Below are 12861 nucleotides of genomic sequence, written 5' to 3' on the forward strand. Positions count from 1 at the left end.
AGACGATGACCACCTCACTCGCCGACCACCTGCGGTCGCTGCCCGACGAGTCACTGGCCGCGCTCCTCCAGTTGCGGCCCGACCTCGTCGTGCCCGTGCCAGCCGACATCTCCGCCCTGGCCATCCGGGCCCAGTCCCGGGTGTCGGTGGCCCGCGCGCTGGACGGGCTGGACCAGTTCACCCAACAGATCCTCGACGCCGCCCGCCTCACCCGGAACCCGGACGACGGCACCACCGCCACCGACGCCGTACTCGCCATGGCGACCGCCGGGCCGCACCCGCCCGCTCCGACGGCCGTCCGAGCCGCCGTGGGCCGGCTCCGCGCGCTCTTCCTGCTGTACGGGCCGGAGCACGCACTGCACGTGGTGCCCGCCGTCGACGAAGTCGCCCCGTACTCCGCCGGGCTCGGCCGGCCCGCGGCGGAGCTGGACCCGCGCTCGGCCGCGCTCTGCGCGGACCCGGCGAAGCTGCGACGGACGCTGCTCGCCGCTCCACCCTCGGCCCGGGCGATCCTCGATCGGTTGGCGGCTGGCCCGCCGGTGGGCAGCGTCCCCCCGGGCGCACTGCAGGCGCCGCCGCTCGGTGCCGACGACCCGGTGCTCGCCGACCCGACGAACGGTGGCGCCCCGGCCGGTTCCCCGGTGCGTTGGCTCGTCGACAACCGGCTCCTGGTCCCGGTGACGACCGGCTCGTCGACGGCCAGCGGCACTGTGGAGTTGCCCCGTGAGGTCGGCCTGCTGCTCCGGCGCGACAGCGGGCCGCTCGGGCCACTGCGCACCAGCCCACCGCCGGTGGCCGCCGCGCCGCGTGAGCCGAAGGCGGTCGACTCGGCTGGCGCCGGTCAGACGATGGAGGTGGTCCGGCACACCGAAGGGCTGCTGGAACAACTCGCCGACGAGCCGGCCCCGGTGCTGCGCTCGGGCGGCATCGGGGTGCGGGACCTGCGTCGGCTGGCGCGGACCGCCGGGTTGGACGAGCCGACGACCGCGCTGCTGCTGGAGGTGGCGTACGCGGCGGGGCTCGCGGGTGAGCTGGAGATGCCCGGCGCGACCACCAGCCGGTACGGGGCGGACCAGCAGGTGCTGCCGACCGGCGGTTACGAGGTGTGGCGGGCCGCCTCGCTTGCCCAACGGTGGGAACAGCTCGCCCGAGCCTGGCTGACCATGAGCCGGCAGGTGGGGCTTGTCGGTCGCCGCGACGACCGGGACCGGCCCATCACCGCGCTGTCCGCCGAGGCCGAACGGGCCAGCGCGCCGGCCACCCGGCGGGCGGTGCTCGGCGTGCTCGCCGACCTGGAACCGGCGACCGCGCCCACCCCGCAGGAGGTGCAGGACCTGTTGGACTGGCGGGCACCGCGGCGTAGCCGGGGCCGGGACGCCGTTCACCGGGAGGTGCTGGCCGAGGCGGCGCAGCTCGGCGTCACCGGGCTGGGGGCGCTGACCTCGTACGGTCGGCTGCTGCTCGGTGACCTGACGTCGGCCGACGAGCGGGGCGGCGACGACCCGCTCGGCGTGCACGCCGACGTGGAGAGCGGGGACCCGTCCAGTGCCGCCCGGGCCCTGGACGCGCTGCTGCCCGCCCCGGTCGACCACTTCCTGGTGCAGGCCGACCTGACCGTGGTGGTGCCCGGCCCGCCCGAACCGGCGCTCGCCGCCGAGTTGGAGGCGATGACCGAACTCGAATCGGCAGGTGGGGCCAGCGTGCACCGGGTCACCACGGCGAGCGTGCGGCGGGCGCTGGATTCGGGCTACACGGCCGACGACCTGCACGACGTCTTCCGGCGACGGTCGCGTACCCCGGTGCCACAGGGGCTCACCTATCTGGTGGACGACGTGGCCCGTAAGCACGGTGGGCTGCGGGTGGGACTGGCCGGGGCGTACCTGCGCAGCGATGACGAGACCCTGATCAGTGAGGTGCTTGCCGACCGCCGGTTGGAGTCGTTGGCGCTGCGCCGGCTCGCGCCGACGGTGCTGTGTACGCCGTACCAGGTCGGTCGGTTGTTGGGCGCGTTGCGGGACGCCGGGTTCGCCCCGGTGCAGGAGGACGGCACCGGCAGCACGGTGCTGGCCCGGCCACGGATCCGGCGGGCCCCGGCCCGGGTGTCGGTGACCACCCGGACACTCGACCCGTTGGCCGCCCCGAAGCTGCCGATGCCCCGGCTGCTCGGGGTGGTGGAGCACATCCGGCGCGGGGACGCGGCGGCGCGGGCGGCCCGGCGGGCACCGGCTGTGGTGCGCGGCGGGGCGGCCGGGCTGGGCGGCGGCCCGGTGCCGGCGCACACGCACAGCGAGGCCCTGGCGGTGCTGCAACAGGCGGTTCGTGACAAGGCGTTGGTCTGGGTCGGTTACGTCGACGCGCACGGGGCGACCGCGTCCCGGTTGGTCAAGCCGGTCTCGATCGGTGCCGGCTACCTACGCGCCGAGGACGAACGGACCGAGATGCTGCACACGTTCGCGTTGCACCGGATCACCGCGGCGGTGCTTGCGGACTGAGCGGCGCCGCCGCCGTGTTCAGCGGCGGCTGCGGCGTACGGTGCCGACCACCGAGATGACAAGCAGCAGCGCGAAGCCGGCGCCGGCGGACTCGCCGACCGAGTCGACGAAGCCCTGGCGCAGCACCAGCCAGCCGAAGAGGAACCACCCGACGAGGAGCGTCGCGGCGACGGCATAGGCGACCACGGTCGCCCGGGACACCTCGTCGGGTGATGTTTGCTCATGCTCTGCGATCACGTCACGGTCGACCGTCATACCCAGCCTCCCCGCCCGGTCCGGCCCTGGACCCCAAGGGTGACACTCGGGAGACCGGTCGGACAGGGGGTTATCCCCGCGATTCGCTGCGTGTCGGTCAGGTGCCGGGGCGGCGGCCGATCAGCACCACCCGGGTGCCGACCTTGCCCAGCTCCCACATCCGGACCGCGTCGGCGTGCAGCAGGTTGACGCAGCCGTGCGAGCCGATCGACTTGTCGTGCAGGTAGGTGGTGGTCTCGTGGAAGCCCATGCCCTGGGTGAAGTGCTGCCAGTACGGCAACCACACCTCGTACGGGTCGGACCACTCCTTCGGGTTGCGGAAGTTGACGGTGAACGTGCCGGCCGGGGTGCGGTAGCCGGCCATGCCGGTGCGGGTCACCGTCGGCGGCATGATCACTTTGCCGCCCCGGACCGCCCAGACGGTCTGCCGGGTCAGGTCCACGCAGAACGTGGTGCCCGTGCCGGCCCTGCACCGCGCCGGGTCGGTGGTGGCGAGGCGCTGGGCCACGTCGTAGGTGGTCGGTCCGGCGCGACCCTCGACGGGGCGAATGCCGTACCTCTGCTGGAACCTCTTGATCGCGGCGCAGTCGGCGGCGGACTGCCGGCCGTCCACTGTCACGGCGCCGAAGCCGCCCAGGCGGGACAGATAGGTCTCCACCTCGCGCTGGTGCTGGCCCTGCGGGCAACCGGCGACCGTCCGCGCCGCGGGGCTGGTGGTCGGCTTCGGCGTCGCGCTGCGGCTTGGTTTCGGCACCGGCGGCCGGGTCGCCTTCGGTGTCGGGGTGGCTGCGGCGGGTGTTGGCTGGCCGCGCTGGCCCGGTCCGGACGTGGCGCTCGCCCCCGATGCCTGTTCCGCCGCACCGGCCGGGGCGGCTCCCCCGCCACCACCCCCGCCGGACTGCGGATCGAACGCGCACGCACCGGCGCCGACCAGCACAACCACCGCCAGGGCGACCAGCCGAGAAGAGATCCGGACGAGTTGCATCGAACCTCCCCAACCATCGTCCCTTTACTAGACGTTCGTGAGTGCCGTCACGGTTGCCGCCGGTGAGCATCTTTCTTCGGGGATCCCACATCGTGCAACACTGGATGGTCGGCCAGCGGCGGGTATGCGACCCCGTTCCAGCCGGACGACCAACCGAGGAGAGGACGCTGGCGTGAGCGGTGGACCACTGATCGTGCAGTCGGACAAGACGCTGCTGCTGGAGATCGACCACCCCGACGCGCAGGCCTGCCGGATGGCGATCGCGCCGTTCGCCGAGCTGGAGCGCTCACCGGAGCACGTGCACACCTACCGGCTGACCCCGCTGGGACTGTGGAACGCCCGGGCGGCGGGGCACGACGCGGAGGGTGTGGTCGACTCGTTGATCAAGTATTCCCGCTACCCGGTGCCGCACGCGCTGCTGGTGGACGTGGCCGAGACGATGGACCGCTACGGCCGGCTCCAGCTCGCCAACGACCCCGCGTACGGGCTGGTGCTGCGCGCACTCGACCGGCTGGTGCTGATCGAGGTGGCGAAGAGCAAGAAGCTCGCCGGGATGCTCGGCGACAAGATCGACGACGACACGATCCGGGTCCACCCGTCCGAGCGGGGCCGGCTCAAGCAGGCGCTGCTCAAGCTGGGTTGGCCGGCGGAGGACCTGGCCGGTTACGTCGACGGTGAGGCGCACCCGATCGAGCTGGCCGAGGCCGGCAAGGACGGGCGCAAGCCGTGGACGTTGCGGTCGTACCAACGGGAGGCGGTCGAGGCGTTCTGGGCCGGCGGGTCGGGTGTGGTGGTGCTGCCCTGCGGCGCCGGTAAGACCCTGGTCGGCGCGGCGGCGATGGCCGAGGCGAAGGCGACCACGCTGATCCTGGTCACCAACACGGTCGCCGGCCGGCAGTGGAAGCGGGAGTTGATCGCCCGCACGTCGCTGACCGAGGAGGAGATCGGCGAGTACTCGGGTGAGCGCAAGGAGATCCGCCCGGTCACCATCGCCACGTACCAGGTGCTCACCTCGCGGCGCGGCGGCGCGTTCACCCACCTGGACCTGTTCGGCGCCCGCGACTGGGGCCTTGTCGTCTACGACGAGGTGCACCTGCTGCCCGCGCCGATCTTCCGGTTCACCGCGGACCTCCAGGCCCGTCGTCGGCTGGGCCTGACGGCGACGCTGGTACGCGAGGACGGCCGCGAGGGTGACGTGTTCAGCCTGATCGGCCCGAAGCGGTACGACGCGCCGTGGAAGGACATCGAGTCGCAGGGCTGGATCGCCCCGGCCGAGTGCACCGAGGTTCGGGTGACCCTCACCGACGCGGAGCGGATGTCGTACGCGACGGCGGAGGCCGAGGAGCGCTACCGGATGGCGGCGACCGCCCGCACGAAGCTGCCGGTGGTGCGGGCGCTTGTCGACCGGCACCCGAACGACCAGGTGCTGGTGATCGGGGCGTACATCGACCAGTTGCACCAGCTCGGCGAATACCTGGACGCGCCGATCATCCAGGGTTCGACCACGAACAAGGAGCGGGAGCGGCTGTTCGACGCGTTCCGGGCCGGTGAACTGCGCACCCTGGTGATCTCGAAGGTGGGCAACTTCTCCATCGACCTGCCCGAGGCGGCGGTGGCGATCCAGGTGTCTGGCACCTTCGGGTCGCGGCAGGAGGAGGCGCAGCGGTTGGGGCGGGTGCTCCGGCCGAAGGCCGACGGGCGGCAGGCGCACTTCTACACTGTGGTGTCCCGGGACACCATCGACGCCGAGTACGCGGCGCACCGGCAGCGCTTCCTCGCCGAGCAGGGGTACGCGTACACGATCGTCGACGCCGACGACGTCCTCGGCCCGTCCCTACCGTCCTTCGACTGACCGACACACGGCCTTAATCGACTCGGTTTTCAGGGAGTCGGGGTGTCCCGGGCGCTACGACACCCCGGTTTTTCGGGTAACCGAGTCGATCAGTGCGCTTGGTCGCGGCGGCGGCGCGGGACGCGTGGGGACGGTGCGGAGACGCGTGGGACGGTGCGGGGGACGGGTGTCTCGTGGGCTTCCTTTGGAGCTGATGTCGTAGACGAATCGGGCGTCGGCGTTTGCCAAAGGGCTTGCCGGACTCCGGGACCCGGACTCCGCGACGAAGACACCCGGCCCGGCCGACCGCCAGGCGCGCACGGCCGTGACGGCAACGCTCAGCGAGAGAAGCGGTCCACCAGGACCGCAAGCCGGCGGTCGTGGTCGGCGCGGCGGAGCCGACCGCTGCGCATCAGCGTGACCAGCCCGTGCAGGCCGCTCCAGAACGTCTCGGTAATCGCCTCCAGGTCGTCGTCACCGGCGATCGGACGCACCGCGTCGGCCAGTTCGGCGAACCCCCGGGCCAGGTCGGTCGGGACGTCTTGGCTGGCGAACGGCAGGTCCACGGCGAGGGTGAACATCGCGTCGTAGAGGGCGGGGCGCTGTTCGGCGAAGGTGACGTACGCCGCCGCGACGTCGGCGACCGCCTGCCGTGGACCGGCGGCCGAGGCGCGGGCCGTGGCCAGCGCGGTGGCCAGCTCGGCGAAGCCCTCGACGGCGACCGCCGCCATGATCGCGTCCTTGCCCTTGAAGTGGCTGTAGAGGACGGGCTGGCTGTACTCGATCTGGGCGGCGAGCCGTCGGGTGGTGACCGCGTCCCAACCTTCGGCCAGGGCCAGGGCACGCGCTGCGGCGATGATCGCCCGCTCGCGTTCCGCCCGCTCGCGCTCCCGGCGCGTTCCCGTTGCCATGACACCGATGCTAGCACCGCTAGCGATCCTGTCATTGCTCTGCTAGCGTCGCTCACATATCTAGCAGCGCTAGGAATTGGAGCCGATCATGTTGTCACCCCTCGCCTACGGGCTCGCCGTCGTGCTCAGCCTCTTCGTCGCCTTCATCGGTGCGCGGTTCCTGCTGGTGCCGCAGGCCGCAGCCGCCGGGTACGGCGTGCCGGCCCGACCGGACGGCGACCCCGCCTACCTGACGGTCAAGGGCCTGAAGGACCTCACCTTCGGGTTGCTCGGCCTCGCCCTGATCGCCTTCACCACCGCCGACGCGGTCGCGTGGTTCATGCTGATCGTCGCGCTCGTCCCGCTTGGCGACACCCTCATCGTGCTGCGCAACGGCGGAACGAAGGCCGTAGCCTTCGGCATCCACTTCGCCACCGCCGCAGTGGTCCTCCTGGACGCCGCACTGTTGTTCGCCCTGTGACCGTCGGGCAGACCGTCGGGCCCGCCGTCCATGGTGGTTGGTCGGTGCCGGGATTGGGGCAAAATGAGGACCGAAACCGACCCCCTGATCAGTACACCCAGCCGGAGGCCGCACTGCCGCGTTACGGCCGTCGGCTCAGATCGTCAACAGACCTCCGTTGCGGGTCTCGTCCTTCACCGCGATCAGGTTCGCGACGACGTACGGGATGTTGTTCGCCTGGTGGAAATCGCTCGGGAAGTACGTGCCCAGGCGGGACACCTGGAATCGGCAGCGGATCTCCGGCACGAAGCGTGCGTACTGTTCGTTGGTGAAATACCAGAACGAGTTCTCGTTGTAGAACGCGACATGCGTCGGGTCCTGATACGCGCCCCGTCCGTCCGAGCTGGGTGTCAGGGACAGCAACAACCCGTTCGGGGCGAGGACCCGGTACAACTCGTTGAAGATCCCGATCTTGTCCGGGATGTGCTCCAGGAAGTCGACTGCCCGGATCACCCCGACGCTGTTGTCCGGCAGGTCGATCCCGTTCGTGACGTCACAGACGATGTCCACGCCGTCCCCGGCACGGCGGTCCAGCCCGAGGAAGCCCTCCGGCTTGTTGTATGCCGCTCCCATATCCAGGGCCAGCAGGTCCCGCCGTTTCGCCCAGGCCAACGCGTTGAACTGGATGTTGCGGTCGTAGATCTCCACGGACCGCCGCTGGATGCGCGCGTTGACCTCAGGGTCGCGCTGGGTGTTTCGGGTGTGCATCCGTTGCAGGTAAAGGCACTTGGGGATCTGATGGAACTCGGCCGCCTGGTACAGCCGGCACATCAGGTCGAGGTCGTCGGCCACGTCAAGCTCCTCGTTGTAGCCGCCCACCTTCTCGTACAGATCCCGTCGGAACGCCCGGACGTGGTTCGGGGCGTACCAGATGTAGCTGACGTTGTGCGGTGTCGGCTCCAGCGAGTAGCAGGCCAAAACCTCACGCCCGTCGGTTCGCTCTTCGCGGTAGCGCCACCCGTGCGCGGCGGCGAACCGCGAGTCGTCCCGGCCGCCGTCCTCGTTGATCTGGGCCGTGTCGCTGTAGACCAAGCCAGCCCCGGGGTTCGCGTCGAAGGCGGCCACGACCTCCGCCAGGCAGTCGCTGCTGAGCAGGTCGTCGTCGTCGAGTTCGACGAGGATGTCCCCGTACGCCTCGGCGCAGGCCTGTCGCTTCACCGCACCGACACCGGACAGCCCGTCCCGCACCAGGAGGCGGATCCGCGGATCGTTCGCTTCGGGGCGCCACCGAGTGCCCTGGTTGAGGATGACCACCCATTCCCAGTTTGCGTACGTCTGCGCCAGCAGGGACAGCAGACAGTCGTCCAGGAAGCGGGTTCGGTTGCTACCCGTGAAAACCGTGACGTGTGGCGCCGTCACCACGCGATCACCTCTTTGTCTTCTGCGGGCGGAAGTCCTCGGGGACCGCCGACGCCAGCTTCGGGTCTGCATCGATCGCCGACGCGAACGCCGCTCGCGCGCCCGTCCGGTCTTGCTGCTTGACGAGCATCAACCCCAGCCGCAGGTACGCCGTGGAAGCGCCGTCATCGGTATCGACGATCTTGCGATACAGCGCGACCGCCTCGTCCGGCTTCGCCTCCTCCAACAGCATTGCCTTGTTGTAGAGGGCGGGCCGGTAGGAGCCGTCGATTCGCAGCGCCTTGTCGTAGTCCGCCACCGCTTCGTCGGCTGCATTACGCGACTGGGCGAGGTAGCCGAGGTTGAACCAGGCGAACTTGTTGTCCCCCTGAAGCGCGACCACCTTCTCGAAGGTTGCCTTCGCCTCGTCGGACTTGCCGGCCTGACCCTGCTCGATACCCTGCTGGAGCAGGACCCCCGGGTCCCCCTGCCCGGCCCCTGGAGCGACGGTTCCGCCGGATTCCTTCGCTACGGGCGTCTTGTCGTCACTGCACGCACCCGCCCCAGCCAGCAGCACAGAGCCGCAGGCAAGTGTGCCGAACACCTGTCGCATTCTCACTGTCTTCCTCTTCCTGCCGATCAATCTGGGTGTGCTCGCCGATCACGATGTGGCGGGCGCGCAGATGGCGTAGACCTGGCCGATTTCTCCCCCCAGGATGCTGACCTGCCATCCGACCGGAGTCTCTCCTTCTAGGACCGGGCTATCCACGGTCACGCTTCCGTTGCTGGTGTAGCCGCCGCCCGACGCCACTTCGCCGGTGGGGCAACGGACGGTTATCAGGCCGGTACCCGGATCAGAAGATTCGACATGAACGCCCGTCAGGGCGCCCTGTGGGCCCTGTGGGCCCTGTGGGCCCTGGAAGCCCTGCGCGCCCTGCGCACCGACCTCACCCTGCGCACCTTGCGGACCGACGTCGCCCTGCGCACCCTGGAAACCCTGCGGGCCCTGGGGACCGGCCTCGCCCTGCGCACCCTGCGAGCCCTGCGCACCCTGCGGACCGACATCGCCCTGCGCACCCTGCGGACCAACATCGCCCTGCGCACCCTGGAAACCCTGCGGACCGACCTCACCCTGCGCACCTTGCGGACCGACCTCGCCCTGCACACCCTGGAAACCCTGCGGACCCTGCGCACCGACCTCGCCCTGCGGACCGACCTCGCCCTGCGCACCCTGGAAACCCTGCGCACCTTGCGGACCGACCTCGCCCTGCGCACCCTGGAAACCCTGCGGACCCTGCGGACCGACCTCGCCCTGCGCACCCTGCGGACCAACATCGCCCTGCGCACCCTGGAGACCCTGCGGACCGGCCTCACCTTGCGGACCGGCCTCGCCCTGCGCACCCTGCGCACCTTGCGGACCGACCTCGCCCTGCGCACCCTGGAAACCCTGCGCACCCTGCGCACCTTGCGGACCGACCTCGCCCTGCGCACCCTGCAGACCCGGCGCACCCTGGAAACCCTGCGCGCCGGTAGCACCCTGGAAGCCACGCGGACCACGCCCCCCGCGTTCGCCCTCGGCACCCTGCGGACCCTGCGGACCCTGCGGACCCACCTTGCCGCCTTCATGGCGGCGCCGACCCGGCCCCTGGTCCTGCCACTGCCAACCCTGCGGATCGGACCATCCGTCGGGGCCGCCGTCCCGCACGAGGGTTGCGCCGGGCTGCCACGCCTGCGCCTGCCCGAACGGCCCGGGCGTGCCCTGGTAGCTGCGCTCGGCGCGGGCCTTGTGGACCACCCCGGCCGCCGCCTGAGCGGGGGTGACACCGGTGGTCAACCCGGCCACGATCAGCACGGAGCTCAAACCCGATGCGGCCTTGAAGTGCCTCGGACTCGCCAGCGGCTTACGTTCCGTATTTTCCTTCATGTCCCCTCCACCGGAACGGGCCGACACATCGCGAGCGCCCTCGCAGGACGCGCAGAAGCCACAATATCGGCGTAAATACCCAATAGAGGACGAATGTAGTTTTGAGCCCAAATACCCAGAGACCGCTCAAGGACAGGTCTCTCCGCCGGGCATCGCTTCGCACAGTGGCGTGTCAGACTCCCTGACCGACCGGTGCGCCGGTGCAGATCCACGGCATGGACCCGGACTCGTTCTCCACTGATTAGGGTGACCTGAGCGCCGCCCGCCCCTGGTCGTCGGCGCGCGGTTCCTGCTGGCAAGGCAGACGGCGGGCGCTGGCTACGGCGTGCCGACCCGGCCGGACGGGGACCCGCCTACCTGAGGTCAAGAGCCTGCGCGATCTCAGCTACGGGCTGATCGGCCTCGCCCTGATCGCCTTCAGCAGCGCCGATGCCGTGGCCTGTTCATGCTGATAGTCGCGCTCAACCCGCGGCAACACGGTTGACGTGCTGCCAACGGCGGGACGAGAGGCGTCGCATTCGGCGTCCACTTCGCCACCACCCTCGTCGTTCTCCTGGACGCCGCCCTGCTGTTCGCCAGCTGACCCGCGCACGGATCGTCGGGCCGACCCGTTCGGGTTGATCGGTCACGACGTCAGGGGTGGGCAACGTGAGGACCGGCGAAATCGTCGGGCTCCACCGGAAGGTGAGGCGAACAGGCTGGCAGGTCGCCGCAGAGCGACCCGCCGGCCCGTGACTTTCAGTGGGCTATCCGGCGCCGCCGGCGCGGAACGCCACCCAGGCGTCGCTCATCCGGTCCGCCTGCCCGGCGGTGAACATGTCCATGCAGGAGTCCTGCGTGTAGTCCATGAAGTTGTGGATCGGGTCCAGCCCCGGTGCGGTGCAGGTGTCCGCGCCGATCGGGCAGTCGAACTGCGGAGCCGCCTCGCGGGGGGTGTCCGCGACGAAGTCGCCGGACGCGGAACAGCCGTGCGCGAAGGTGTGCTCAAGCATCAGCCAGTGCCCCACCTCGTGGGTCAGCGTGTCACCGAGGGCGTACTTGCCTGCCGTGCCGCCCGGCATCGACTCGTCGAGCATCACCACACCGTCGATGTAGTCGCGGCCGTTGTTGTAGCCCTTCGGGAAGTACGCCCAGCCGAGCAGGCCGCCGCCGATGTTTGCCGCGTACACGTTCAGGGTGCGGGAGTCGCCGGTGTAGAGCGCCTTCTTCATGTCTCGCTCGTTCTTGCCCGGCTCGACCGTGTACCAGGCGCTGTTCACCGTCCACGTGGTGTCGACGAGCGAGAACCGGAACGGGGTGTCGGAGGCGTCCGCCGCCGTACGGCCCGCGTAGGAGTCGTTGAGCACCGTCATCTGCGCCGCGATCAGGGTGTTCCACCTGGCCGTCTCGGCGGCGGTCAGCGGGTGGTCGGAGACCATGTGGAAGACCGTCGGGATGGTCACGCTGCCGTTGGGCAGGCGCGGCGCGTCCTTGATGACGCCGTATGCCTTGGCCTCGTTCTTCGAGTACAGCTCCGGCTCCTGCGCGGCGGCACCCTTGGCGACCCGGGCGGCGGCGGGGGCGTCGGCCCCCGGGTCACACGCCGCGACACCCGGGGAGGCGGTCGCGGGGGCGGCCGTGGCCAGTGCCCCGGAGGCTCCGCCGGACGCCAGGAACGTGGCGGCGGTGGCGGTGAGAACCGCCAGTCGGAAGGTCAGTCTCGTGTGCATCGGTGCACCTTTCAGTGAGGGAGCGGTGCGGTGTCGATGACGTCGCTGTTCGGTATGAGAACACGCCGACGGCATCGACAAAACCCCTCTGAGCAGGGCAGATGCCGATGTAACGGAACAGGACTGGCCAGCGCTGTTAGCGCGGTCCGGCAGCGGTCAGAGGACCCGGGTCACCTGTTCGGCGGTGACGACAGCGTCCCGCCGCGTCGGGTCGAGATTGGCGCTGATCACCACTGACGCGCCAGCGGAAAGCGGCGCGAGCAACCACTTCAGCGGCTGCTCGGTCTCGGCGGCGTCGACGAGAAGCCGGTCACCGGCGCGCAGGTCGAGCATCCCGGCGACCTCCCGGGCGAGCGCACCCCACTGACCGTAGGTGGTGCCGTCCGCACCTGCCGGGTCCGACGGGCGGATGGCGGTGTGGTCAGGCGTCGTGTCGCTGTGGCGGAGCACCTCGGCGGACCAGTCCAACCAGCCCAGCGGCACGTCGACCAACCGCCCCGGCCCGGTGCCCACCAGGTAGCGGTGCGGCGCGTCCGGGACGTCCTCCAGCCAGTCGTCCTGCCGTTCGGGGGTCACGAAGACCGCGTCGAACGGCCGGTCGCCGCCGGGCTCCAGCACCGGCAGGCCCGCCGTGGCGCGCGGCCGGAACGACACCGCCAGGCCCGAGGCCCACGCGCCCAACAACACCGCGGCGGTACGCCAGTGCGGCGGCAGCAGCACCGCTACGCGGCTGCCGGGGCCGAGCCCGCAGCCGTCCCGCAGCAGGCTCGCGCTGCGCGCCGCCCAGGAACCGACCTGGTGTGCGGTGAGGTCGACCCTCTCTCCGGTCGCCTCGTCGCGGTAGCTGAGCAGGGGACTCTCGGGCTCGACGGGTCGGGCCGTCAGGTCAGCAGTGACGGTTGGCTGCATGTCGGCAC

At 70.7% G+C, this 12861-nt stretch carries 11 protein-coding genes; 4 read left to right on the forward strand and 7 right to left on the reverse strand.

Annotated features, from left to right (window positions below; genetic code table 11):
* Positions 1 to 5: 5 nt before the first annotated feature.
* Entirely contained in the window at positions 6 to 2492 is a 2487-nt protein-coding gene (locus AB0B85_RS02690) for a helicase-associated domain-containing protein (RefSeq protein ID WP_357402798.1), read from the forward strand.
* 18 nt (positions 2493 to 2510) lie between these two features.
* Here AB0B85_RS02690 and AB0B85_RS02695 read toward each other — a convergent pair whose 3' ends face one another.
* Both AB0B85_RS02695 and AB0B85_RS02700 read right to left on the reverse strand, forming a co-directional pair.
* Complete coding sequence (locus AB0B85_RS02695; protein ID WP_357402800.1) at positions 2511 to 2747, reverse strand: hypothetical protein; 237 nt, start codon at positions 2745 to 2747, stop codon at positions 2511 to 2513.
* Between the two features lie 97 nt (positions 2748 to 2844).
* Entirely contained in the window at positions 2845 to 3732 is an 888-nt protein-coding gene (locus tag AB0B85_RS02700) for a L,D-transpeptidase family protein (RefSeq protein WP_357402802.1), read from the reverse strand.
* A 172-nt stretch (positions 3733 to 3904) separates the two neighbouring features.
* On the opposite strand from AB0B85_RS02700, the gene AB0B85_RS02705 reads away from it, so the two are divergent.
* Positions 3905 to 5584 (forward strand): DNA repair helicase XPB, encoded by a 1680-nt coding sequence (locus AB0B85_RS02705; protein ID WP_357402804.1) that lies wholly within the window; start codon positions 3905 to 3907, stop codon positions 5582 to 5584.
* Between the two features lie 317 nt (positions 5585 to 5901).
* Here AB0B85_RS02705 and AB0B85_RS02710 read toward each other — a convergent pair whose 3' ends face one another.
* On the reverse strand, positions 5902 to 6474 hold the full coding sequence (locus AB0B85_RS02710; protein WP_357402806.1) for a TetR/AcrR family transcriptional regulator: 573 nt from the start codon (positions 6472 to 6474) through the stop codon (positions 5902 to 5904).
* An 88-nt stretch (positions 6475 to 6562) separates the two neighbouring features.
* On the opposite strand from AB0B85_RS02710, the gene AB0B85_RS02715 reads away from it, so the two are divergent.
* A complete protein-coding gene (locus AB0B85_RS02715) occupies positions 6563 to 6934 on the forward strand; it encodes a DUF4267 domain-containing protein (RefSeq protein WP_357402808.1) in 372 nt (123 codons plus the stop codon).
* A 135-nt stretch (positions 6935 to 7069) separates the two neighbouring features.
* Here the strand turns inward: AB0B85_RS02715 and AB0B85_RS02720 are convergent, their stop codons facing one another.
* Entirely contained in the window at positions 7070 to 8335 is a 1266-nt protein-coding gene (locus tag AB0B85_RS02720) for a glycosyltransferase (protein WP_357402810.1), read from the reverse strand.
* Between the two features lie 4 nt (positions 8336 to 8339).
* Positions 8340 to 8915, reverse strand: coding sequence for a tetratricopeptide repeat protein (locus AB0B85_RS02725; protein ID WP_357402812.1), 576 nt, complete (start codon positions 8913 to 8915; stop codon positions 8340 to 8342).
* A 264-nt stretch (positions 8916 to 9179) separates the two neighbouring features.
* Here AB0B85_RS02725 and AB0B85_RS02730 point away from each other — a divergent pair, with 264 nt between their 5' ends.
* The gene (locus AB0B85_RS02730) at positions 9180 to 10310 is read left to right on the forward strand and encodes a hypothetical protein (protein ID WP_357402814.1); all 1131 of its coding nucleotides are present in this window, start codon (positions 9180 to 9182) and stop codon (positions 10308 to 10310) included.
* A 671-nt stretch (positions 10311 to 10981) separates the two neighbouring features.
* Here the strand turns inward: AB0B85_RS02730 and AB0B85_RS02735 are convergent.
* On the reverse strand, positions 10982 to 11944 hold the full coding sequence (locus tag AB0B85_RS02735; RefSeq protein WP_357402816.1) for a zinc metalloprotease: 963 nt from the start codon (positions 11942 to 11944) through the stop codon (positions 10982 to 10984).
* 156 nt (positions 11945 to 12100) lie between these two features.
* The gene (locus AB0B85_RS02740) at positions 12101 to 12853 is read right to left on the reverse strand and encodes a TIGR03089 family protein (protein WP_357402818.1); all 753 of its coding nucleotides are present in this window, start codon (positions 12851 to 12853) and stop codon (positions 12101 to 12103) included.
* Positions 12854 to 12861: the final 8 nt, after the last annotated feature.

Source organism: Micromonospora sp. NPDC049044 (assembly GCF_040649215.1).
GTDB lineage: Bacteria > Actinomycetota > Actinomycetes > Mycobacteriales > Micromonosporaceae > Micromonospora.